This window comes from Micromonospora sp. NPDC006766 (genome assembly GCF_040636055.1).
Lineage (GTDB): Bacteria > Actinomycetota > Actinomycetes > Mycobacteriales > Micromonosporaceae > Micromonospora.
Genome location: NZ_JBEYIX010000003.1, coordinates 1 through 22,880, shown reverse-complemented (window position 1 = coordinate 22,880; position 22,880 = coordinate 1). Strand labels below are relative to the sequence as shown.

The 22,880-nt window shown below is 73.6% G+C and carries 17 protein-coding genes; 10 read left to right on the top strand and 7 right to left on the bottom strand.

What is annotated here, in order from left to right:
• Positions 1-31 precede the first annotated feature (31 nt).
• Positions 32-1,210, top strand: a complete 1,179-nt coding sequence (locus tag ABZ671_RS05680) for a MarP family serine protease (RefSeq protein WP_357851794.1) — start codon at positions 32-34, stop codon at positions 1,208-1,210.
• Between the two features lie 52 nt (positions 1,211-1,262).
• On the opposite strand, the gene mycP is transcribed toward ABZ671_RS05680, so the two are convergent.
• A complete protein-coding gene (gene mycP, locus ABZ671_RS05675; RefSeq protein ID WP_357851791.1) occupies positions 1,263-2,627 on the bottom strand; it encodes a type VII secretion-associated serine protease mycosin in 1,365 nt (454 codons plus the stop codon).
• Positions 2,628-2,696: 69 nt separating this feature from the next.
• The gene (gene eccCa / locus ABZ671_RS05670) at positions 2,697-6,662 is read right to left on the bottom strand and encodes a type VII secretion protein EccCa (protein ID WP_357851788.1); all 3,966 of its coding nucleotides are present in this window, start codon (positions 6,660-6,662) and stop codon (positions 2,697-2,699) included.
• A gap of 104 nt (positions 6,663-6,766) precedes the next feature.
• Here eccCa and eccD point away from each other — a divergent pair, with 104 nt between their 5' ends.
• Positions 6,767-8,170, top strand: a complete 1,404-nt coding sequence (eccD, locus tag ABZ671_RS05665) for a type VII secretion integral membrane protein EccD (protein WP_357851785.1) — start codon at positions 6,767-6,769, stop codon at positions 8,168-8,170.
• A 73-nt stretch (positions 8,171-8,243) separates the two neighbouring features.
• On the opposite strand, the gene ABZ671_RS05660 is transcribed toward eccD, so the two are convergent.
• Positions 8,244-8,744, bottom strand: a complete 501-nt coding sequence (locus tag ABZ671_RS05660) for an inorganic diphosphatase (protein ID WP_091199103.1) — start codon at positions 8,742-8,744, stop codon at positions 8,244-8,246.
• Positions 8,745-9,346: 602 nt separating this feature from the next.
• On the opposite strand from ABZ671_RS05660, the gene dacB reads away from it, so the two are divergent.
• From dacB to tilS, 3 genes are all read left to right on the top strand, one after another.
• The gene (dacB, locus tag ABZ671_RS05655; protein WP_357851781.1) at positions 9,347-10,768 is read left to right on the top strand and encodes a D-alanyl-D-alanine carboxypeptidase/D-alanyl-D-alanine-endopeptidase; all 1,422 of its coding nucleotides are present in this window, start codon (positions 9,347-9,349) and stop codon (positions 10,766-10,768) included.
• Between the two features lie 82 nt (positions 10,769-10,850).
• Positions 10,851-11,921: a zinc-dependent metalloprotease gene (locus ABZ671_RS05650; RefSeq protein WP_357851778.1), complete on the top strand. Its 1,071-nt coding sequence runs from the start codon at positions 10,851-10,853 to the stop codon at positions 11,919-11,921.
• A 4-nt stretch (positions 11,922-11,925) separates the two neighbouring features.
• The gene (gene tilS / locus ABZ671_RS05645) at positions 11,926-12,912 is read left to right on the top strand and encodes a tRNA lysidine(34) synthetase TilS (protein ID WP_357851775.1); all 987 of its coding nucleotides are present in this window, start codon (positions 11,926-11,928) and stop codon (positions 12,910-12,912) included.
• A gap of 34 nt (positions 12,913-12,946) precedes the next feature.
• Here tilS and ABZ671_RS05640 read toward each other — a convergent pair whose 3' ends face one another.
• Positions 12,947-13,906: a helix-turn-helix domain-containing protein gene (locus ABZ671_RS05640; RefSeq protein ID WP_357851772.1), complete on the bottom strand. Its 960-nt coding sequence runs from the start codon at positions 13,904-13,906 to the stop codon at positions 12,947-12,949.
• Between the two features lie 149 nt (positions 13,907-14,055).
• On the opposite strand from ABZ671_RS05640, the gene ABZ671_RS05635 reads away from it, so the two are divergent.
• The 4 genes from ABZ671_RS05635 to folE all read left to right on the top strand — a co-directional run bounded on the left by ABZ671_RS05635 (position 14,056) and on the right by folE (position 17,961).
• Complete coding sequence (locus ABZ671_RS05635; RefSeq protein WP_357851769.1) at positions 14,056-14,193, top strand: hypothetical protein; 138 nt, start codon at positions 14,056-14,058, stop codon at positions 14,191-14,193.
• 99 nt (positions 14,194-14,292) lie between these two features.
• The gene (gene hpt, locus ABZ671_RS05630) at positions 14,293-14,868 is read left to right on the top strand and encodes a hypoxanthine phosphoribosyltransferase (protein ID WP_357851766.1); all 576 of its coding nucleotides are present in this window, start codon (positions 14,293-14,295) and stop codon (positions 14,866-14,868) included.
• Between the two features lie 388 nt (positions 14,869-15,256).
• Positions 15,257-17,263, top strand: coding sequence for an ATP-dependent zinc metalloprotease FtsH (ftsH, locus tag ABZ671_RS05625; protein WP_357852586.1), 2,007 nt, complete (start codon positions 15,257-15,259; stop codon positions 17,261-17,263).
• A 32-nt stretch (positions 17,264-17,295) separates the two neighbouring features.
• A complete protein-coding gene (gene folE, locus ABZ671_RS05620; RefSeq protein ID WP_357852583.1) occupies positions 17,296-17,961 on the top strand; it encodes a GTP cyclohydrolase I FolE in 666 nt (221 codons plus the stop codon).
• Positions 17,962-17,963: 2 nt separating this feature from the next.
• Here the strand turns inward: folE and ABZ671_RS05615 are convergent, their stop codons facing one another.
• Both ABZ671_RS05615 and ABZ671_RS05610 read right to left on the bottom strand, forming a co-directional pair.
• Entirely contained in the window at positions 17,964-18,665 is a 702-nt protein-coding gene (locus tag ABZ671_RS05615) for a hypothetical protein (RefSeq protein ID WP_357851763.1), read from the bottom strand.
• Between the two features lie 4 nt (positions 18,666-18,669).
• A complete protein-coding gene (locus tag ABZ671_RS05610) occupies positions 18,670-21,234 on the bottom strand; it encodes an FtsK/SpoIIIE domain-containing protein (RefSeq protein WP_357851760.1) in 2,565 nt (854 codons plus the stop codon).
• Positions 21,235-21,520: 286 nt separating this feature from the next.
• On the opposite strand from ABZ671_RS05610, the gene ABZ671_RS05605 reads away from it, so the two are divergent.
• Positions 21,521-22,078 (top strand): hypothetical protein, encoded by a 558-nt coding sequence (locus ABZ671_RS05605; protein WP_357852580.1) that lies wholly within the window; start codon positions 21,521-21,523, stop codon positions 22,076-22,078.
• Positions 22,079-22,081: 3 nt separating this feature from the next.
• On the opposite strand, the gene ABZ671_RS05600 is transcribed toward ABZ671_RS05605, so the two are convergent.
• Complete coding sequence (locus tag ABZ671_RS05600) at positions 22,082-22,681, bottom strand: hypothetical protein (RefSeq protein ID WP_357851757.1); 600 nt, start codon at positions 22,679-22,681, stop codon at positions 22,082-22,084.
• Positions 22,682-22,880: the final 199 nt, after the last annotated feature.

The following is a 22,880-nucleotide window of genomic DNA, read 5'->3' as shown; positions in this document are numbered from 1 at the left end:
GCGCCGCGCCCCGGGCCCGTACCCTTGACGGGTGTCCGTCGTGGATCTCGTACTGATCCTGCTCATGCTCGTGTTCGCGATCAGCGGGTACCGCCAGGGCTTCGCCATCGGGGCGCTGTCGCTCTCCGGGTTCTTCCTGGGCGTCCTGGTTGGCCTCCAGGTCGGCCCGCTGGTGGCCCGGCAGTTCACCGACAGCGGGACCCGAGTGTTGATCTCCCTGGTGGCGATCTTCGGGATTGCCGTGCTGGGGCAGGCACTGGCCGGCTGGATCGGCTCGCACCTGCGCCAGACCATCACCAACGACCTGGTCAAGCGGCTGGACGACATCGGCGGCGCGCTCGTCTCGGTCCTTGCGGTCATGCTGGTGGTCTGGCTGGTCGCGGTGCCGCTCGGCTCGTCGTCGGTGCCCTGGGTGGCCTCCTCGGTGCGTAACAGCGCCCTGCTCACCGTGATCGACCGGATCCTGCCGGACAAGGCGCAGCAGCTTTCCACCGCGCTGCGCGACACGGTCGACACCAACGGCTTCCCGGACGTCTTCGGCAAACTCTCGCCGACCCGCGCCCGCCAGGTGTCCCCGCCCGACCCGGCGTTGGCCGGCTCGCAGGTGGTGGCGAACAGCCAGCGGTCGGTGGTGAAGGTGCTGGGCTCCGCGCCGAGCTGCTCCCGCCGCATCGAGGGCTCCGGCTTCGTGTACGCCGACGACCGGGTGATGACCAACGCGCACGTGGTGGCGGGCACCCGTTCGGTGGCGGTGGAGCTGCGCGGCCAGCGGTACGACGGCGAGGTGGTCGTCTACGACCCGCAGCGGGACCTGGCCGTGCTGCACGTGCCCGGGCTGCCCGGGCCGTCCCTGCGCTTCGCCGCCGGCCAGGCCGGCACCGGGGCGGACGCCATCGTGCTGGGCTACCCCCTCGACGGCCCGTACGACGCCCGTCCGGCTCGGATCCGGGACGTCGATCGGATCACCGGGCCGGACATCTACGCCTCGGGCGACGTGACCCGGGAGATCTACACGATCCGGGCCTTGGTCCGCAGCGGCAACTCGGGCGGCCCGCTGGTCTCCTCGAACGGGCTCGTGCTCGGGGTGATCTTCGCGGCAGCGGCCGACGACCCGAACACCGGTTTCGCGGTGACCGCCGCCGAGGCCCGGCCGGTGGCACTTTCCGGCGCGGAGCGTACCCGGGCGGTCGGCACCGGCGACTGCACCTGAGCGGGTCGGCGGTGAAGGCCCAGCGCCCGATCAGCCCGGTGCCGGGTCAGGGTCAGCGGCGGGCCTGCCGGAATCGGCGGACCAGCAACGCGGCGCCGGTGACCAGGGTGACGAACAGCGCGAGGCCGGCCCAGAGCCGCTCCGGCACCGGCTCGGTGACCTGGCCAGCCGGCCGGGCCGACCACCGGCCCGGCTGCCTCGAAGTGGCAGGGGTGAACGGGTCGATGCCCGGCCCGCCGGCGGCCGAGGCCTCCCGGCCCGCGCCGGGCGCCGGACCGAAGCCCACCACACCCGGGGAGTCGCCGTCGTCGAGCGGGTTGCGTCCCATCGGTGGCACGTCTGTGGTCAGCGCGGCCACCGGATCCACCATGCCGTAGCCGAACCGGTCGTTCCGGCCGGCGGGCCCGAGGTGCCGGGCGGTGCTGATCATCCGGTTGATGACATCTCCGGCGGACATCTGCGGGTAACGGGCCCGGATGAGAGCGGCGGTCGCGGCGACCAGCGGAGCCGCGAAGCTGGTCCCCTGCACCCGCCAGTATCCGGCGGGTGGGCGTGCCCCGTACAGCGCGGTGGCCGGCGCGGTGAGCACCGTCTCGGCACCGGTGATCGAACCGGACCAGAGGTTGTCAGTGTCGCGTTCCAGGCCGGCGACGGCGACCACGCCCGGCTCGCGGGCCGGGTACCAGACCCTCGGACTGCTCGACGTGGCCAGGTTGCCGGTGCAGGCGACCACCACGACATCCCGGGCGAAGGCGTAGTCGAGGGCTGCGGCCAGGGCCAGGCTGTCTCCGCTGCCCCCGAGCGACAGGTTGATCACGCGGGCGCCGTTGTCGACCGCCCAGCGCACTCCCTTGGCGACGATCAACGCGTCGTCGTAGCGGTTCTCTTCGTCGAGCACCCGGACCGGAAGGATCCGGGCGTCCGGTGCCAGCCCCACCACCCCGCGGTCGTCGTCGGCGCGCCCGGCGATCAGACCGGCGACCGTGGTGCCGTGCCCCACCGGGTCCGGCCCGTCGGCGCCGTCGGGGGAGACCAGATCGATGCCAGGCAGCACCTGGCCGACCAGATCCGGGTGGGAACCGTCCACCCCGGAATCGATCACCGCGACCACCACGCCACGCCCGGTCGACGTACGCCACGCCGTCTTCGCCCGCAGCACTTCGAGCTGCCACTGCTCGTCGCGGACCTGGTCCACCCGCACGGCCGTGTCCACCGGGGCCAGCCAGGACGGCAGCGCCGTGGCGGCCGGACGAGCCGAGACGGTGTACGTGCGCGGGGTCGCGTGTGCGGGCGGGGCCAGCGGACCGGCCACGGTGGCGACGACGGCCGCCACGCCGAGCAGCGCGCGACCGGTGAATCGCCGGACCACCGCCGAAGCTCTCTGCCGATCCCTGGTCACAGTCCCCAGCCATTTCATCGCGACCGAAACATGCTGCTCGGAGATTACCGGTTTTCCCGTATGTGACGGTGCAAGTCGGTGAAGCGGTCAACCGGGTGGCAGGTGGGCCAGCTGCACCAGGCGTACGCCCTCCCGGCGGGTGACCAGCCGGCCCCGGCCGGGCGGCAGCGGACCCGCCTTCACCTGACCGACGAGCGGCCCCTCCTCCGGGCCGCCGGACATCACCAGGCCGGGTGTGGAAAGTTCCCGCAGCCGCTGGATGATCGGCTCGTACGAGGTCCGGCCGGCCCCGCCGGTGCGGCGGGCCAACACCAGGTGCAGGCCGACGTCCCGGGCGTGCGGGAGGTGCTCCTCCAGCGCGCGCAGCGGGTTCGTCGGCCCTCCGGCCACCAGGTCGTAGTCGTCGACCAGCACGAACAGCTCCGGGCCGGTCCACCACGACCGACTGCGCAGCTCGGCCGGGGTGACCTCCGGTCCCGGGATCCGCCCCTGCAGATAGCCGGCCGCCGACTCGATCAGCTCCATCGTGTGCGGCGCCGCGGTGCCGTACCCGATCAGGTGCGACGTCTCGATCGTCCCCATCAAGCTGCGTCGGTAGTCCACCAGCATCACCCGGGCCTGCTCGGGAGTAAACCGGCCGACGATCGAGGTGGCCAGCGCACGCAGGAACGACGACTTGCCGCACTCGGCGTCGCCGAAGACCACGAAGTTCGGCTCGGTGGCGAAGTCCAGCACCACCGGGCGTAGATCCGCCTCGGCCACCCCGATCGGGAAGGCCAGCCCGCTGGTGGCGCTCTGGTCCAGCGCGGCGTACGGCAGCACCGGCGGAAGCAGCCGCACCCGGGGCGCCGCCGGCCCGGCCCACGCCTCGACGGCCGCCTTGACCAGGTCCGCGGTCTGGCCGCCCAGGCCGGTGACCCGGGGCTGGGCGGTGAGGAAATGCAGCTTGCCGGCGGTGATTCCGCGTCCGGGCCGCTTCTCCGGCACGGTCGCCGCGGCCGCCCGCTTGATCACCGAGTCGGCCGGGTCGCCGAGGCGCAGTTCGAGGCGGGAGCCGAACAGGTCCCGGATCGCCGGTCGGAAGTCCGACCAGCGCAGCGCGCTCGCCACCACGTGCACCCCGTACGCCAGACCCCGGGTGGCCAGCTCGGTGACCAGCGGTTCCAGGTCCTCGTAGTCGCTGCGCAGGCTGTTCCAGCCATCGATCACCAGGAACACGTCGCCGAACGGGTCGGTGCCGGCCTCCCCGCCGGCCAGCGCCGCGGCCCGTCGCCGTCGCCAGGCCGCCATCGACTCCACGCCCGCCTGGGCGAAGCGCCGCTCCCGCTCGGCCAGCAGGGTGGCGATCTCTCCGACGGTGCGGCGTACCGCGGTGTCGTCGGCGCGCCCGCTCACCCCGCCGACGTGCGGCAGGTCGCGCAGCGCGGCGAGCGTCCCGCCGCCGAAGTCGAGGCAGTAGACCTGCGCCTCGGCCGGGGTGTGGGTGAGCGCCAGCGCGCAGATCAGCGTGCGCAACGCGGTGGACCGACCGCTGCCCGTCGTGCCCACCACCGCGACGTGACCGGCCGCCCCGTCCAGGGCCAGCCACAGCAGGTCCCGGCGCTGCTCGAACGGCTTGTCCACCACGGCCACCGGCACCTGCAGGGCGCCGTGCAGCTCCGGGTTGCCGACGGTGAGCCCGCGTACCGGGTCGACCCCGACCGGGCCGAGCAGCTCGTCGAGGGTGGGAGCGGAGTCCAGCGGCGGCAGCCACACCTGGTGCGCCGGCGGCCCCTGCCCGGCGAGCCGCCCGACGAGCAGGTCGAGCAGACTCTCGGTGGCCTGCTCGGCGGGCGGCGTGGCCGGGGCGGCCGGCTCGGGGACCGGCACGAAATGAGTGGTGAAGGTCAGCAGCCGGGACCGACCCGCGTCTGCGCCGCCCACCGGGCCGCCGCGACGGCGTGCCGCCCCGGAGACGTACGCGGCCTTGAACCGGGCCAGCGGGTCGGTGCCCGCGCGCAGGTAGCCGTGGCCGGGATTGCGGGGCAGCTCGTACGCGTCCGGCACCCCGAGCACCGTCCGCGACTCCAGCGCAGAGAAGGTCCGCAACCCGATCCGGTACGACAGGTGGGTGTCGAGTCCTCGGAGACGTCCCTCTTCCAGCCGCTGGCTCGCCAGCAGCAGGTGCACGCCGAGCGACCGACCCAACCGGCCGATCTGGACGAACAGGTCGATGAAGTCCGGCTTGGCGGAGAGCAGCTCGGAGAATTCGTCGCAGATCAGCAGCAGCGACGGCAGCGGGGCGAGCGGGGTGCCGGCGGCCCGGGCCCGCTCGTAGTCGCGCAGGCTGGCGAAGTTGCCGGCCCGGCGCAGCAGCTCCTGCCGGCGCATCAGTTCGCCGTTGATCGCGTCGACCATCCGGTCGACCAGGGGCAGCGCGTCGGCCAGGTTGGTGATCACCGCGGCGGTGTGCGGCAGCCGTTCGAACGACGCGAAGGTGGCACCGCCCTTGAAGTCGACCAGGACGAAGTTGAGCTGCTCCGAGCTGTGCGTGGCGGCCAGCCCCAGCACCAGGGTGCGCAGCAGCTCCGACTTGCCGGAGCCGGTCGCGCCGATGAGCAGACCGTGCGGGCCCATGCCGTCCTGCGCCGACTCCTTGAGGTCCAGCTCGATCGCGCCGCCGTCGGCGCCCACCCCGATCGGCACCCGCAGCCGGTCCCGGGCGGCCCGGGGCGCCCAGCCCTGCTCCGCGGTGAAGCTCTCCGGGTCGCCGATGCCGAGCAGCTCGGGCAGGCCCGGCTCGGCGCCGGGCGGGGCGTCCGGTCCGCGTACCGTGCCGGCGAGCCGCAGCGGGGCGAGCCGGCGGGCGACCGCCTCGGCGTCGGCGAGATCCAGCCCGTCGGCGGTGCCCACCTCGGCGGAACCCTCGGCGGAGTGCGACCGCAGCCGGCCGTCGGCCAGGTCGAGCAGGAGGGCGTAGCGGTCGAGCAGGCGGGGCGGCGGGGTGTCCAGGTCGAGCACGGTGACCGCGTCGATGCCGCCGTCGCCGGCCAGGCCGGTGGCTCCGGTCAGGTCGCCTCCGTCGAGCACCACCACCACGTGCGGGCCGTCGGTGGCCGGGCCGGCCGGGCTGAACCGGGACCGGCTGGTCAGCACCTCGTCGAGGAGCCGTTCCAGCTCGACGGCGGAGCTGGTGACCAGCCGGACCGGACCGAGCGCGTCGGTGCGGCTCGGATGGTGGGCGTGCGGCAACCACTTGATCCACTCCCAGTGCACCCGCCGTTCCGGCCCGGCGCAGACCGCGATCAGCAGCTCGTCGGGGGCATGGAAGACGGCGAGCTGGGTGAGCACGGCCCGGGCCAGTGCCTGTGCGGCCGGCGAACCGGTGCCGCGCGCTCTGCCGGTGCCGCGTGCCTCGCCGGGGCCGCGCAGGAAGACCCGGGCGAAGCTGCGTAGCGAGAGCGCCACCGGCAGGTCCGGCACCACCGAGTACGCGTCGAGGAAGCGCCGCAGCGCCCCCGCCGTCATCGGCTCCAACTCCTCCAGCGGCCGGGTGACCGGCGGCACCAGCGGGGTGGCCAGCGTCTGCGGCCCGAGCCCCACCCGGACCACGGCGAAGTCCGGGTCGACCGGCCGGCGCTCCCACACCCGGTGGCTGTCCACCGTTGACCAGAGCCGCCCCGGATCGGGGTGCCGGTAGTAGAGCCCGGCCCGCTGTGCCGTCACGGTCTCCCGGACCCGGCGTCGCAGGGTGGTGAGGTGACGCAGGTACTCCCGACGGGCGGCCATCATGTCCGCCTTCTTGGGGCCGGCGCTGCCCCAGGAGGTCACCAGCATCGCCAGCGAGGAGAGCCCGAACATGCCGCCCACCACGTACGAGTAGGCGCCGCCGCCGCGACCGAACATCATCGCCATTGCCACCGTGCCGCCGAGCATCGGCAGCACCATCAACGCCTGCTGCCAGCGCCCGCCGACGCCGACGGGGATCTCCGGCGGCGCCTCGACGGGCAGCTCGCCGGCCGGGATCTCCGGAGCCGGCCGGCGCGGCGGCCGTTTGATGACGACAGTGGACAAAGAGCCCTCCCCGAGATGGCTCTCGGTAACCCGAGCCTGGCTCATGGTAGGTAAAGTCCGGTCATCCGTCAGCCACCGTTCCCGCTCGATATGGAGAAACACCGATGACGACCGGGCTGGCCCGGGTCACGATCAGCGCCCCGCAGCGGCGGGTGGACGTGGCCCTGCCGGAGCAGGTTCCCCTGGCCGAGCTGCTGCCCGAGGTGCTTCGGCACGCCGGGGAGGGCCTGGCCGACGATGGCGAGCGGCACGGGGGCTGGGTGCTGCGCCGCACCGACGGCGCGGTGCTGGCCACCGCGCAGGCGCTGCTGCCCCAGGGCGTACGCGACGGTGAGGTGCTGCACCTCGTCCCGGCCCGCGCCCAGTGGCCCGAGCTGGAGTACGACGACGTGATCGAGGCGATCGCCGACGGGGCCCGGCGCCGGGGTGTCCCCTGGTCGCCCACGGCCACCCGGGCGGCCAGCCTGGCCGGGGCGGGCGTGCCGCTCGCCGTGGGGCTGCTCGCCGTGCTGTCCGCCGGTCCCGGGCACCGGGCCGGCTGGCCGGTCGCCACTGCGGTGGCCCTGCTCCTCCTGCTCGCCGCCACCGTCGCCTCCCGGGCGTACGGGAACGGGCCGGCCGGCACCACCCTCGGGGGGTACGCCCTGCCGTACGCCGCTGCGGCCGGCGCGCTCGCGGTCGGCTCCGGCGACCCGGTCGGCCCGTTCCGGCCGATCTCCTGGCTGGGTGCGCCCGAACTGCTGACCGGCTCGGTGGCGCTGCTGCTGGCGTCGGTGCTGGGCCTGCTCGGGGTGGCGAGCCGGTCCCGGGTCTTCGTGGCCGGTGCCACCGCCGGGGCGGCCGGCGGCCTCGCCGCACTCGGCGGGCTCGTGCTCGCCGCGGCGGGCACCGCGGCGGTGCTGCTGTGCGTGCTGGTCTTCGCGCTGGGCGGGCTGCCGCTGCTGGCCATCCGGCTCGGCAAGGTGCCGCTGCCGCCGATCACCCTGCCCGCCGCCACCCCGGCCGGCGGCCCCGACGGCGTCCGCGACCTGCCCGACCGGGGCCGGGTGCACGCGGCGGTGGCCCGGACGGAGGAGATGCTCACCGGGATGCTGCTCGGGCACGCCCTGCTCGCGGTCGCCGCCACGGCGGTGCTGGCCACCGCCGGCGGATGGGCCGGTCGGCTGCTGGCGGCGGTCAGTTGCGCGGTGCTGCTGCTGCGCTCCCGGCTGTTCGTGGCGGTACGCCACCGGGTGCCCACCGTTACCGCCGGCCTGTCCGGGTACGCGGTGCTCGGTGCGGTGCTCGTCGGTCACGCCGGTTCGGGCGGCCGGCTCACCCTGGCCGTCGGCGGGTTCGCCCTCGCCCTGCTCGCCGTCGCGGCCGGCGCCACGTACGCCCGGCGGCCCGTCTCCCCGTACGTCGGTCGGCTGGCCGACCTGGCCGACACCACGCTGGTGGTCTCCGTGGTGCCGGTGGCCTGCGCGGTGTTGGACCTCTACGACCGGGCCCGCGGACTGCTCGGCTGAGCGCCGTCCGGTCCGGTGACGATGCGGGCCCGGGTCGCTCTGTGGAGCGACCCGGGCCCGTCGAAGTCGAAGATCAGTGCTCGCCGCGCTCGGCGGCCTCCCGGGCGCGCTGGTACGAGGCCTGGATCTCGGCCTCGGCCTCGGTGCGGCCGACCCAGGTCGCGCCCTCGACCGACTTGCCGGGCTCCAGGTCCTTGTACACCTCGAAGAAGTGCTGGATCTCCAGCCGGTCGAACTCGCCCAGGTGGTGGATGTCGCGCAGGTGCTCCTGGCGCGGGTCCTCGTAGGGGACGCAGAGGACCTTGTCGTCGCCGCCCTTCTCGTCGGTCATCCGGAACATGCCGATGGTGCGGCAGCGGATCAGGCAGCCGGGGAAGGTGGGCTCCGGGACCAGCACCAGCGCGTCCAGCGGGTCGCCGTCCTCGCCGAGGGTGCCCTCGATGAAGCCGTAGTCAGCCGGGTACTGCGTGGAGGTGAAGAGGGTGCGGTCCAGCCGGATCCGGCCGGTCGCGTGGTCCACCTCGTACTTGTTGCGGTGACCCTTCGGGATCTCAACCGTGACGTCGAAATCCATCTTCCACGCTCCCTCGTTTGCCCACGTTGGCTAACGGAAACCAGTGCCGCCGCTCCCGGCCAGGGGGAATCACCCCCGCCGACTCCGGCCGCCGCATAGTGTTCGGACCGAAGTAGTGTCACCCAAGGTGCTTTCGAACCGGGGAGGAGGGGGTCGTGGGGAGGGAAGATTCACACTACCGCCCCGAGAGTGTTGACGGGCGCCGGTCCGGCACTTTCGGTCCGGAGGGTGCCACCGGGCGCGTATCTGTCCCGGATGCGCATCTTCCGCGCGTTCCGGGCCGGCCGACCGGCTCCGCCCCCGTCGGCCGCGCCGATCCCCGGACGTACGGCGCCGACCCGGTAGGCCGGGATGATTCCCGGCGGTATGGCACCGCCCCGGTGGGTCGCGCCGACCCTCGGACGTACGGTGCCGCCCCCGTCGGCCGGGCCGATCCGCGCACCCACGGCGCCGACCCGGGATGGTACGGCCCCGGTCCGGTCGCCCCGGTGAGCTGGCCCGCCCACGACGCGCCCGGCGGGATACCAGTGAGCCCACCCGTCCCGCCCTCCGGGAGCGCCCCACCCCCACCCCCACCCCCGCCGCGCCGTCGTCTTCGGCTGATGGCGGTGCTGTCGGCCGTGCTGGTCGTCGCCCTGGCCACCGCCGGGCTGGCCGTGTTCCGCCCCGGCCCGGTCGCCGACTGGCTGGGCGGCAGGCCGAAGGCGAGCGCCGAGCCACCCGAGCCCGACCCGCCGGTCGTGCTCGCCGGCGCCGACGCCAACGCGCCGCTGCCGACCCCCGAGGGCGTACGGGCCGCGCTCGAGTCGCTGGTCCGTGCCGCCGCGCTCGGCGACCGGGTGAACGTGTCGGTGGCCGACGTGGCCACCGGCAAGGAGCTGTACGGCCGCGGGCAGGACGATCCCACCGTGCCCGCCTCGGTGACCAAGCTGGCGACCGGGGGGGCCGTGCTGGCCGCCCGGGGGCCGGCGTACCGGATTCCCACCCGGGCGGTGGCCGGCGCGGCCCCCGGCGAGGTGATCCTCGTGGGCGGCGGCGACCCGACCCTGGCGGTGGACAAGAACGGCTTCTACCCCGGCGCGGCCCGGCTCGACGATCTCGCCGGCCAGGTACGCAAGGCGCTCGGCGGCATCGCACCGACGAAGGTCACGGTCGACTCGTCCCTGTTCTCCGGCCCGGTGTACGAACCCGGCTGGGACTCCGACATCCCCACCGGCGGCTTCGGCGCGGCGATCACCGCGCTGACCACCGACGCCGGGCGGCGGGACCCGGTGGCGGCCCGGAAGAACTTCGACGCCACGCACGGTGCGGCCGAACGGGTCCCGCAGCCGGACCTGACCGCCGGTCAGCAGTTCGCGAAGCTGCTCGGGCTCTCCGGGGCGGCCGCCGAAGTGAAGCGGGGCACTGCGCCCGCGGCCTCCGGCGCCTCGGCCGGCGCGGCCCCGGCGCCCGGCACCGAGCTGGGCAAGGTCGAGTCACTGCCGATGTCCCGGCTGGTCGACATCATGATCAGCGACAGCGACAACGTCATCGCCGAGTACCTGGCCCGGCAGGTGGCGTTGACCAAGGGCAAGCCGGCCTCGTTCACCGGCGGCGCGGCCGCCACCGGCCAGGTGCTCGGCGAGCTGGGCCTGCCGGCCAACGAGATCAGCCTGGCCGACGGCAGCGGGCTGTCCCGGACCAACCGGATCAGCCCGTCCCTGCTCACCGATCTGATCGTTCTTGCCGGCAACGGCAGCCACCCGGAGCTGACGGCGATCTTCGGTGGCCTGCCGGTCGGCGGTTGGTCCGGCACCCTGGACACCCGCTACCAGAAGGCGGCGACGAAGGCGGGCGCCGGCGTGGTCCGGGCCAAGACCGGCACGCTGAGCGGGGTCAACGCGATCGCCGGGCTGGTCACCACCGCCGACGGCCGGCTGCTCACCTTCGCCGTCCTCACCGATCGGGCACCGGACACCCTGGACGACACCCGGGAGGCGCTCGACCGGATCAGCTCCGCGCTGGCCGGTTGCGGCTGCCGCTGACCCGTCCCGGCCCGGGGCGACCGGTGTCGATCGCCCGTCGCGAGCCGAGGTGGGGGTGTCGCGGCACGGGTACGGTGGGTTCATGGCGCAGTTCGTGGACTGGGATCTGGCCGCCGCGACCGCGGGGGCGCTGGGCAAGTCGGGCCCTCGGGTGTCGTACGCGGAGGCCACCGACGTGGTCGGCGAGCTGCGACGGCTGACCGAGGAGGCGGCCGGGCACGTCGCCGACTACACCGGCCTGCGTGCCCAGGTCGTCCACCCGCCGGTACGCGTGGTGGACCGCCGGGACTGGGCCGCCGCCAACATCGACGGCCTGCGTGAGGTGATCGGCCCGCTGGTGGCCCGCCTCTCCGGCGACAAACGCCCCGGGCCGCTGACCGAGGCGATCGGTTCCCGCCTCACCGGGGTGCAGGCCGGCACCGTGCTGGCATACCTTTCCGGCCGGGTTCTCGGCCAGTACGAGGTCTTCGCGGGCGATCCCGGCCAGCTGCTGCTGGTCGCGCCGAACATCGTCGAGGTGGAGCGGAAGCTGCAGGCCGACCCTCGGGACTTCCGGCTCTGGGTGTGCCTGCACGAGGTGACCCACCGGACCCAGTTCACCGCCGTGCCGTGGATGCGCGCCTACTTCCTCAGCGAGGTGCAGGCGTTCGTGGACGCCGCGCAGGGGGGCGAGCACCTGCTGGAGCGGCTGCGGCGCGGAGTCGCCACCCTGGCGGACGCGGTGAAGGATCCGGAGAGCCGGGCCAGCGTGCTGGACATCGTGCAGACCCCGGCGCAGCGCGCCGTGCTCGACCGGCTCACCGCGCTGATGACCCTCCTGGAGGGGCACGCCGAGTTCGTGATGGATGGCGTCGGCCCGCAGGTGATCCCGAGTGTCGAGTCGATCCGGGCGGCGTTCAACCGCCGCCGGGAGTCCGGCAACCCGTTGGAGAAGGCGATCCGCCGGCTGCTCGGCATCGAGGTCAAGATGCGCCAGTACGCCGAGGGTCGCAAGTTCGTGCACGGTGTGGTCGACCGGGTCGGCATGGCGGGCTTCAACAAGATCTTCGGTTCGCCGCTGACCCTGCCCCGGCTGGACGAGCTGGGCGACCCGGACGCCTGGGTGGCCCGGGTGCACGGGGGGTCGGCCCGCGCCACCCCGGCCGCCGACTGAAGCCGTGGCGCCGCTGGCCCCACCGGTCGCCGCCGTCCGGGTCGCCGTACGCCGGGCTCTGACCGGGCTGCCCGGGGCGGGCCCGGTGCTGGTGGCCTGCTCCGGGGGCGCCGACTCGCTGGCGCTGGCCGCCGCGACCGCCTTCGTGGCACCGCGCCTCGGCCGACGCGCCGGCCTGGTGACCGTCGACCACGGCCTGCAACCCGGCTCGGCCGGGCGCGCCGAGGCGGTCGCCGACTGGGGGCGCGAGCAGGGCCTCGACCCGGTCGAGGCGGTGCCCGTGCGGGTCGGTGGGCGGGCTGGTGGCCCGGAGGCGGCCGCCCGGGAGGCCCGCTACGAGGCGCTGGTCGATGCCGCCCGGCGGTATGACGCCGCCGCGGTGCTGCTGGGGCACACCCGCGACGATCAGGCCGAAACCGTGTTGCTCGCGCTCGCCCGGGGCGCCGGCCCGCACGGGCTGGCCGGTATGCCGCAGCGCCGCGAGCTGGCCGGTGTTCCGCTGCTGCGGCCGCTGCTGGACGTCGCCCGGGAGGACACCCGCCAGGCGTGCGCGGCGCTCGGCTTGACCTGTTGGGACGACCCGCACAACGTCGACCCGGCGTACGCCCGATCCCGGGTCCGCGCCGACCTGCTGCCGGCCCTGGTTGATGCGCTCGGTCCCGGCGTGGTGGACAACCTGGCCCGGACCGCCCGCCTGCTCGCGGCCGACACCGCCGCCCTCGACGATCTGGCCGCCGTCGCGCTGGCCGACGTGCGGGCTGCCGGGGGAGGGCTCACGGTCGCGGCGCTGGCCGCGCTGCCGGCAGCGGTCCGTACGCGGGTGCTGCACGCCTGGGCGCGGGAGCTCGGCGCCGCACCAGCCGCCCTGTCTTACCGGCATGTGGCCGCGCTGGACGCCCTGGTCACCGACTGGCACGGGCAGGGCGCCGTGCACCTGCCCGGCGGGCTGCCGGTGGTCCGCCGCGACGGCCGCCTGACCGCCACGGACTGATGCCCGCCGGCCCCGGACATGCGGCGGCTGGCGATCAGGCGTCAACCCGGTCCCGGAAGGTGGCCCGGTAGGCGTGTGGGGTGGTGCCGACCCGGCGGGTGAAGTGGTGCCGCAGCGCCGCCGCGTCGCCGAAGCCGGCATGGTCGGCGACGCTCTCCACGCTCAGCCCGGTCTCCTCCAGCAGCCGCCGGGCCAGCAGCACCCGCTGGTTGGTCAGCCAGCCGTGCGGGGTGGTGCCGGTTTCGGCGCGGAACCGGCGGGCGAAGGTACGCGGGGCCATCCCGGCCCGGGCGGCCAACTCGTCCACGGTCACGGTCCGGTCCAGGTGGCCCATCAGCCAGGCCAGCACCGGCGCCAGGGTGGGTGCCTCCGGCGTCTTCGGGATCGGTGTCTCGACGTACTGCGACTGGCCGCCGTCACGGTGCGGCGGGACGACCATGCGCCGGGCCAACCGGGTGGCCGTCGTCGAGCCGTGCTCCTGGCGGACCAGGTGCAGGCAGGCGTCGATTCCGGCGGCGGTGCCGGCGCTGGTCAACAGCCGCCCGTCCGCCACGTAGAGCGAGTCGCACCGGACCCGGGCCGCCGGGTACCGCCGTTGCAGGTCATCGACGTGCCGCCAGTGGGTGGTGCAGTTCCGGCCGTCCAGCAGCCCTGCCGCGCCGAGCACGAACGCGCCCGAGCAGACGCTCAACACCCAGGCTTCCCGGTCGGCGGCGCGGCGCAGCGCGTCCAGCACCGGCGCGGGGACGGGCGCCCCCGGGGTGTGCGCCGGCACGGCCACCAGATCCGCCTCCTCGACCGGGGCCAGGTCGGCGTGCGGGGTGAGGAGGAACCCGGAGCGGCTGCGGACCGGTCGACCGTCCGCCGTGCAGAGATCGAAGCGGTAGCCGGGAAAGCCGTCGGTCGTCCGGTCGGTGCCGAACACCTCGGCGAGGACGCCGAGCTCGAACGCGGCGACCTCGTCCAGCGCGATGACGGCCACCGAGCGAAGCATGTGACGAGGGTAACCCGATGTGTGGCAGGAAATCGACGGCTGCTGGCATTCCTGCCACTGTTCCGGCCGTAGGCTGCGGCGCAGACTGGTCACATCCGGTGCGCACCGGCGGCGAAACCGACATCAACCATGCGAAAGCGAGCGCCGCCATGACTAGCCTGCTGCTTCTGCTCTTCCTCCTCTTCCTCGCCGTCACGAGCGCCGTCGGCCTGACCACGGACACCCGGGACTCGGCCGACTGGAAGCCGACCGACGACGGTCGCCGTCGGTCTTCCCGTGCCTGCTGAGATGGCTCGTACCTTCTGTGGCGAATCTTCCCGGCGGAGCCGCATCCAAAGAGGCGGCCCCGCCGACGGAGGCCATCCGACGTACGGCAGGCTAGGAGCATGGCTGACGGCTCCTGGTACGACGCCGACATCGACCACGTGATCATTTCCGAGGCGCAGATCCGCGAGAAGACCGCGGAACTGGCCAAGCAGGTCTCGGCGGATTACGCGCACGTCGAGGACGGTCTGCTGCTCGTCTGCGTGCTCAAGGGCGCGGTCATGTTCATGGCCGACTTCGCCCGCGCGCTGGGCCGCCAGGGACCCCCCGCCGAGTTGGAGTTCATGGCCGTCTCCTCGTACGGCCAGGGCACCACGTCCTCCGGTGTGGTCCGGATCCTCAAGGACCTGGACCGGGACATCGCCGGCCGGCACGTGGTGGTCGTCGAGGACATCGTCGACTCCGGCCTGACCCTCTCCTGGCTGCTGCGCTACCTGGAGTCCCGCTCCGCGGCCAGCGTCGAGGTGGTCGCCCTGTTCCGCAAGCCGGACGCGGTCAAGGTGCCGGTTCCGGTCAAGTACGTCGGCTTCGACATCCCGACCGAGTTCGTCGTCGGCTACGGCCTCGACTTCGACGAGCGGTACCGGGAGCTGCCCTACGTCGGCGTGCTCAAGCCCGAGGTGTACGCCCGAGCCTGATGCCCGGCGCGGCCCGGCCGAGCCGGGTCCGTCAAGCTGACGCACAGCGGATTCTCAGCCTTCCGGCCTACGGTGGGGGCGGCGGCGTGGAAGCATCCTTCACGCCCAGCCCTCGAAGCGCGCGACCGGGCGTTCGGGTGGCTGGGTGGGAAGCGCTTCGCCTCGCCGGCTCGGAGACCCGGTTCGCCGTACGCGTAAGTGCCGGGCTCGCAAGCTCACATCTGGCCCGAACGGTGTACCGTCGAATGACCGCGGCGCGGCAGTTGGCGCGCCTCGGGGTCGGGGCCGGCTCGCACGGCGGCTGCGGCGCCGCCCGGGGCGGCGACACCATTAAGACGATCAGGACGTCGATCAGGAGGATGCGGGCGTCTCGATGCCCGACGACAGTATGGAACGCACGCGTTTCTTCCGCCGACCGGTGGTCTGGATCATCCTGGTCATCCTCGGCGCCGTTGTACTCAGTCAGCTGTTCACCTCTGGTCCCAGTTACCACCGGGTGGACACTTCCGTCGCGCTCGCCCAGCTCAACAAGGGCGGTATCGAGAAGGTCGTCTTCCAGGACAAGGAGCAGACGCTCCAGATCGACCTGAAGGACAAGGCCAAGTTCGACGACACCACCACGGACCGGATCCAGGCCCAGTTCCCCTACGAGGCGGGCAACCAGGTCTTCACCGAGGTGCGTAACGCCGAGGCGGCCGGCAAGATCACCGGTCCGGTCGACACCAAGGTGTCGTCGGACAGCATCTGGGTGAGCCTGCTGGTCAACCTGCTCCCCATCGCGCTGCTCGTGCTCCTGCTGCTGTTCTTCATGTCGCAGATGCAGGGCGGCGGCTCCCGGGTGCTCAACTTCGGCAAGTCCAAGGCGAAGATGATCACCAAGGACACGCCGAAGACCACCTTCGCGGACGTGGCCGGGGCGGACGAGGCCGTCGAGGAACTGCACGAGATCAAGGACTTCCTGCAGAACCCGGCGAAGTACCAGGCTCTGGGTGCCAAGATCCCGAAGGGTGTGCTGCTCTTCGGCCCGCCCGGCACCGGTAAGACCCTGCTCGCCCGGGCGGTCGCCGGTGAGGCCGGGGTGCCGTTCTACTCCATCTCCGGCTCCGACTTCGTCGAGATGTTCGTGGGTGTCGGCGCCAGCCGGGTCCGCGACCTCTTTGAGCAGGCCAAGTCGAACGCGCCGGCGATCGTCTTCGTCGACGAGATCGACGCGGTCGGCCGGCACCGCGGCGCCGGCATGGGCGGCGGCCACGACGAGCGGGAGCAGACCCTCAACCAGCTTCTGGTCGAGATGGACGGCTTCGACACCAAGGGCGGCGTCATCCTGATCGCCGCCACCAACCGGCCGGACATCCTCGACCCGGCGCTGCTGCGCCCGGGCCGCTTCGACCGGCAGATCCCGGTCGACGCCCCCGACATGGAGGGCCGCAAGGCCATCCTGCGGGTGCACGCCAAGGGCAAGCCGTTCACGCCCGACGTCGATCTCGACTCGGTCGCCCGGCGTACCCCCGGCTTCAGCGGTGCCGACCTGGCCAACGTGATCAACGAGGCCGCGCTGCTCACCGCCCGTAAGGACCAGCGGGCGATCACCAACGACTCCCTCGAGGAGTCGATCGACCGGGTGATCGCCGGCCCGCAGCGCCGGACCCGGGTGATGAGCGACCAGGAAAAGAAGATCACCGCCTATCACGAGGGCGGGCACGCGCTGGTCGCGTGGGCGCTGCCGCACGCCGCGCCCGTGCACAAGGTGACCATCCTGTCCCGGGGCCGGTCGCTGGGCCACACCCTGGTCCTGCCGACCGAGGACAAGTACACCCAGACGCGGGCCGAGATGGTCGACACCCTGGCGTACGCGCTGGGCGGCCGGGCCGCCGAGGAGTTGGTCTTCCACGAGCCCACCACGGGTGCCGGCAACGACATCGAAAAGGCCACCCAGCTGGCCCGCGCGATGATCACCCAGTACGGCATGAGCTCCAAGCTCGGTGCGATCAAGTACGGCACCAGCGGCGACGAGCCGTTCCTCGGCCGCAGCATGGGCCACGAGCGGGACTACTCGGACGCGGTGGCCGCCGAGATCGACGGCGAGATGCGGGCGCTGATCGAGCTGGCCCACGACGAGGCCTGGGAGATCCTGGTGGAATACCGGGACGTCCTGGACAACATCGTGCTCGAGCTGATGGAGAAGGAGACCCTCTCCACCGCCGACATGGCCCGGATCTGCGCGCGGGTGGCGAAGCGCCCGCCGATGGCCCCCTACCACGGCTTCGGCAAGCGCCAGCCCTCCACCGAACCGCCGGTGCTCACCCCCGCCGAGAAAGAGGCCCTGAAGGCGCAGGCCCAGGCCGACGGTGCCTCGGTCGGCGGCTCCTCGAACAACTCGGACGGTACGCACTGAACACGGACGCCGCGGCCAGCCCCGACAAGGGGCTGGCCGCCTCGTCGACCGAACCCGACGTTGACGAGGCCCTCGACTACGTCGCCGCGCGCCTGATCAGCGGCAAACTCACCGGCCGGCCGGTCGAGGAGACCATGGACCTGGCCCGGATCGAGAAGGCCGTCCGGGAAATCCTCATCGCCGTCGGTGAAGACCCGGACCGCGACGGCCTCCGGCAGACGCCGGCCCGGGTCGCCCGCGCGTACGCCGAGCTCTTCGCCGGGCTGCGGGTCGACCCGGCGCAGGTGCTCAGCACCACCTTCGAGGCCAACCACGAAGAGTTGGTGCTCGTCCGGGACATCGACGTGATGAGCCTCTGCGAGCATCACCTCCTGCCGTTCCGGGGCAGCGCGCACATCGGTTACATCCCAGGGCCGGACGGGCGGATCACCGGCCTGTCGAAGCTGGCCCGGCTGGTCGAGGTCTTCGCCCGCCGCCCCCAGGTGCAGGAGCGGCTCACCTCGCAGATCGCCGACCTGCTGATGAGCAAGCTGGCCCCGCGCGGCGTCGTCGTGGTGCTCGAATGCGAGCACATGTGCATGGCGATGCGCGGCATCCAGAAGGCCGGCGCAAAGACGATCACCTCGGCGGTTCGGGGCACCCTCCAGCACGACGCCAAGTCCCGCGCCGAGGCGATGGCGCTGATCATCCCCCGGTAACGTCAGCCAGCCAGCATCGCCAGCAGGATCCCGGCGGTGGACAGCACCGCCGGGACCAGGCACACCAGCGCGCCGAACCGGGGCGTCCGGTCCACCCGGTCCTCTGGACGGGGCCGGAACAGCCGACCCACCACGAGCCAACCCACCATCACCGCGACCGCCGGCATCGGCAGCCCCACCACCAGCGCCGTGACGCTCGCCGGGCCGGTGCCCGTGGTCAGGAAAAGCGTCAGCTGAACCAACGGGACCACCAGCGCCAGCGGCCCGTACACCAGCAGGTTGCGGGGGCGTGCCGGCCAACGCGCCAGCCGGGGCAGTCCACGCGCGGCGAGCGTGTCGTCCGCGGCGTCCACCCAGCCACCGGCGGTCCGCAGGCAGGTCAACACCGCCGCCGGTCCGGCCGTCATCGACCGGGCCGCCTCGCCGACCTCCGGCGGCGTCGGCGCCAGCGAAATCGCCGATACGCTCCGTTCCCGCAGCCGCGACTGCTGCGCGGCCAGTCGCTCCCGTACCGCGGTCAGCTCCTCACGGGCCGCCGCCACCGACCTGGCCTGCTCGCCGGCGGCGGTCGCCGCGGACCGGCGTACCCCGTCGAGCTGCCGGGCAGCGGCCACGTAGTCCGCCCAAGCCGTCTCGACCGGGTGCACGTCCGCCGTCGAACCGCCGGACCGGGGTGCGGGCACGGCTGTACCGGTCTCGCTCATCGGCTCACGCCTCCTGCCCGAAGGGCACCAGAACCTGCTCACCGGGGCCGTCCCAGAGCATCGCCCGCCCCGGGCGGGGCCGCCACCGGACCGGCCGGTCGAAGAGCTGCTCCAGCCGGCCGCCCGGCACGTCGGTCACCACCACGGCGGTCAGCTTGTCCGCCTCGCCCTCCGGGCCGAGCAGCCCGGCCAGCGGCGCCACGGATCGCCACCAGCCGAGCAGGTGCCGCCCGGCGGGCGGCCCCTCCAACAGCAGCGTCCGCAGCCGGTCGGCGGGCAACTCGGTCCCATCCGGCACGTCCAGCCCGAACACCACCAGATAGCCCGGCTCGTCGGCCTCCAACGCGGCCCGCAGCCCCGCCACGTCGACCGTCGTCACCTCATGCCGCTCCGCCAGCTCGGCGGCGAGGGCCGCAGCCGGCTCGGTCGACCCGTTCGCCAGCGGCGCCAGCACGAAGCGCGCCGAGCCGTGATGCGCGGCCACGCTCCGGACCGCCGTGATCAACAGCCGCTCGGCCTCCTCGTCCCGCCCCAGCACGGCCAGGTTCCGGCCAGCGGCCGGCCCGAGCGGCACGGCAGCCGTGGACCGGCGTACGTCCACCGCCCGACCGAGCAGCGCGGCCGGGGCGTGCGCCCGACCGGCCAGGGCGGCGCGGTAGCGCGGATCGTTGGCGAGCAGCGGGCGAGCGTACCCGGCGAAGACCACGGGCGGCGCCCCGTCCTCCGGGCGGGCCGACCAGAGCCGCTGCCGCAGCCCGGCGAGGAAATCCGGGTCCTGGTGCGGGTCCGGAAACCGGACCATCCGCTCGTGGCCCCGGGTCGCGCCACGCGGCCCGCCCAGCCCGCCGGCGGTGTTCACCACCGCGCTGCCCACCGGCAGGCCGGCCGCCGCGTCGTTCGTCGGCTCCAGCACCGCCGCGCCGCCGGGCAACGCCACCCGGACCGGGAACTGCCCGAGCAGCGGGTCCCGCGGGCCACCGATGCCGAGGTCACCCTCGCCGGCCAGCACCAGGTGAATCCCGTACGCGCGCGCGGCGCGGGCCAGCGCCTCCAGCCGGGCCAGGATGTCGACGGCCAACCGGTCCCGTTCCCGCAGCAGCAGCGGAAAACTGTCGATCACGCACACGATCCGGGGCAGCGGCTGATGCCGGCGCAGCTCCGCGTAGCGCTGCCCGCCCGCGCGTCGACCCGCGTCCGCCCGGCGGCGTAGCTCCGCCTCCAACTCGCCGAGCAGATCCGCCACGTACTCCCGGTCGGCTGCCATCCCGGCGGCCCGGACCTGCGGCACCCAGGAGCGGTCCCGCTCGGTCTGCAGGAACTCCACGAAGGACTCGCCCTCGTCGAGGTCCGCCAGATAGAGGGCCAGCTCACCGGGACCGTACCGGGCGGCCAGGCCGAACAGCACGTTGGTGAGGAACGCCGACCGCCCCGCCTGCGAGCGGCCGCTCACCAGCCAGTGCGGAGTCAACTCGGTGAAACCGAGACTGACCGGCCGACCGCCGGCGTCCCCGACCACCGTGGCCAGCCCTTCGACGGAATCCGAAATCCACAGCTCGCCCGCTGGCAGCAGATCGGCCAGGGCGAGCCGGGAGCCGTCCTCGATCTGCCGGGTCAGCCGGCGGCAGACCTCGGTGATCAGCTCCTGCGGCGGGTCCTCCTCGACGAAGACCGGCGAGTTCAGGCCGCCGGGCGGCTCGGCGCCGGGACTGCTCAAGCCGGCAGCGGGCGGATCGCCCACCAGCGCGTACGCCGTGCGCACCGCCACCGGGGTGGCCTGGGGCAGCGGCGCGTCGGTCGGCCAGCCGGCCACCACCAGGTGCAGACCGGCCCGGTGGCCCTGGGCGGCCAGCTCGCCGATCCGAGCGAGGTCGGACGGGGCGCTGCCGTCAGGCAGGGCGGCCACCATCAGCAGCATCGTACGGTCGACGATGCCAGGTCGCTGCGCGGCGTCAGGCGCGCCGGGCTGGGGTTGTCGCAGCCCGCGTTGCCGGGCCACGCCGGCGGCCACCCACTGCTCGGCCTCGGCGAGGACCGCTCGGAGCCCCACCACGTCGGTGGCGGGCGGCGGCAGCAGCCCCGCGTCGGTCAGCTCCGCGAACCCGGTGAACACGCCCTCGGCCTCGGTGCCGTCCACCGCGCGGGCCAGCAGGGCACCGGCCGGGGTGGCGGCGAAGAGACGGAGCATGATGGCCCGGAGCAGCCCGGCAACCCGGGGGTCTCGGGCGTCGGTGTCGATGCTCAGATGTCCATTGCCGAACAGCGGAACCAAGGCGGGGAACCGGGCGTCGTCCAGCGGCGCGGCGGTGCCGACCCGGACCACCGGCGGTGGGCCGTCCCCGGGCGGGGTGGCCGGGGTCAGTGTCTCCATCGGAGCACCGGCCCAGCCCGGCGCGGCGAGCGCCGCCGCCGCCCGGAGCCGCTCCGCCAGCTCGTACTGGCGGTGCTGGTCGGCCGGGGCCGGCCGGATCTCGTCGAGAATGCGAGCCGCCGCGGTCGCGATGGCTTCGGCCCGTCGGTGCAGCGCAGCGGCCCGCCCGGCTCGCGCCCTCGGACTCGCCACCGCGTCCACCTCACTTTCCCGAGGCCGACATGTCCTCCCCGAGCTGAGACGGTATCCCAGCCGACGGCCGTCCTCCGGGATGTCGGTCGGCGCTGCGCCGGTCTTTGCGCCAGCGGTGAGCAGGCTCACCTCGGCGCTGCCCCTGCCGCCAGCTCTTGGTGCCGTCCCTCGCCGCCGCCGCCGGCCCGGCCGGCCCGGCGACGCCGCCCGCAGCCGCCCGGCGGGTCGCCACGATCGGGGGATCTGAGGCATTGGGTACGCGAGGCCCAGCCGATAGCCTCAGGAGGTGGAATCAGTGCAGCCCCCCGCCGGTTCCCAGGTATCCCGCGTACCGGCGCAGCGGACCCCGCCCGAGCAGCTGGCGCCTCCCACGCCAGCCCCGGCGCCGGAACGTCCGCGTCGGCGGCTGCGTACGGTCCTGACCGTGGTGGCTGGGGTGTTGGCGCTGCTCTGCGGCAGCGGTGCCGTCGTCGGTTTTGTGCTGTACGACCGGGCCACCGCCCCGGACCGCAGCGCCCCCGACGTCGTGGTGGCCAGCTACATCCAAGCCTTCCTGGTCGACCGCGACGACTTTAAGGCGAATGAGTTCACCTGCCGGCACGGAAACGACCTCGATGATCTACGGCTTCTCCGTGACGATCTCATTGCGCGCGAAAAGCGGTTTAGGACGACGATTTCGGTGAGCTGGGAGGGCCTTAGCATCCAGCAGGAGGGCTACCTCGCCAAGGTCCAGCTCGACCTCGTCATCTCGGCCTTCGCTGACGGAATTAAGCAAAGCGACCAGCAACGCTGGAATTTCGTAGCACGACGGGATGCTGACTGGCGTGTCTGCGAGGGAAAGCGCGCGGAGTGAATCTCACTCGAGCCAGAGCAGGTGGACCGGGACCTCGAGGGTGGTCGGTGGCTGGCCGCGCCACGCCCAGCGGTACCACTCCAGCTCGGGAGCCACGCGGACGCAGATGTCCCCGTCCGCGCCGGAGTAGGTTTCGGTCACCGCCCGGAGGTCGCGTTGCTCGGTCGCTCCCGTCACGTGCACCACGCGCCGGCCGGCCACCGAGTCCGCCTCGAAGACCGGGGTGGGCACGCGATGAGCGGGCGCGTCGAGGGAGACCAGCCGGAGGCCCGGCTCGCCCGGGCGGCCGGCCGGCGGGCGTTCGCCCACCGTCTCGACCCAGACCCGTTCCACCGGTACCAGCGGTGCGAACACCTCCATCTGCTCGGACTCGGCGCGGTACCACTCGTGCTCGGGAATGACCGGCACGTAGGTGCGGCTGCCCTGCACCACTCGCTCGTCGGCGCGCAGGTCGCCGCGCCAGCCGAGACCGGGTAGGCCGACCAGCACCCGCCGGCCGCGCAGCTCGATCCGGCCGGTGGCGGGAACGATCTCAATGGGCCGGGGCGGTAGCGGCGCCCAGTCGGGCTGGTCCGCGAACGGGTCGGGCAGTGGGTCGCTCATACCTGCGCCGGCCTCACGCCGTGTTAGTGGCAGGAGGCGTTGTTCGGCATGTGCGGTATTCGTTTGGTGGTGTCATGTGTCGTGGCCTCGCGCGTTGAGGTAGGCGGTCCAGTCGCTGTTGGTGTGTCGTGCCCAGCGGAGGGCGGTGTTGGTGGTGATGCCGAGTAGGTCGGCGACGATGGGTGCTGGTAGGTCTGCG

Coding starts and splice junctions, on each gene's coding strand:
- mycP (WP_357851791.1), bottom strand. CDS start 2,627: ATGAAATGGCTGGGGACTGTGACCAGGGATCGGCAGAGAGCTTCGGCG.
- eccD (WP_357851785.1), top strand. CDS start 6,767: ATGACGACCGGGCTGGCCCGGGTCACGATCAGCGCCCCGCAGCGGCGG.
- ABZ671_RS05660 (WP_091199103.1), bottom strand. CDS start 8,744: ATGGATTTCGACGTCACGGTTGAGATCCCGAAGGGTCACCGCAACAAG.
- dacB (WP_357851781.1), top strand. CDS start 9,347: ATGGCGGTGCTGTCGGCCGTGCTGGTCGTCGCCCTGGCCACCGCCGGG.
- ABZ671_RS05650 (WP_357851778.1), top strand. CDS start 10,851: ATGGCGCAGTTCGTGGACTGGGATCTGGCCGCCGCGACCGCGGGGGCG.
- ABZ671_RS05640 (WP_357851772.1), bottom strand. CDS start 13,906: ATGCTTCGCTCGGTGGCCGTCATCGCGCTGGACGAGGTCGCCGCGTTC.
- ABZ671_RS05635 (WP_357851769.1), top strand. CDS start 14,056: ATGACTAGCCTGCTGCTTCTGCTCTTCCTCCTCTTCCTCGCCGTCACG.
- hpt (WP_357851766.1), top strand. CDS start 14,293: ATGGCTGACGGCTCCTGGTACGACGCCGACATCGACCACGTGATCATT.
- ftsH (WP_357852586.1), top strand. CDS start 15,257: ATGGAACGCACGCGTTTCTTCCGCCGACCGGTGGTCTGGATCATCCTG.
- ABZ671_RS05615 (WP_357851763.1), bottom strand. CDS start 18,665: ATGAGCGAGACCGGTACAGCCGTGCCCGCACCCCGGTCCGGCGGTTCG.
- ABZ671_RS05600 (WP_357851757.1), bottom strand. CDS start 22,681: ATGAGCGACCCACTGCCCGACCCGTTCGCGGACCAGCCCGACTGGGCG.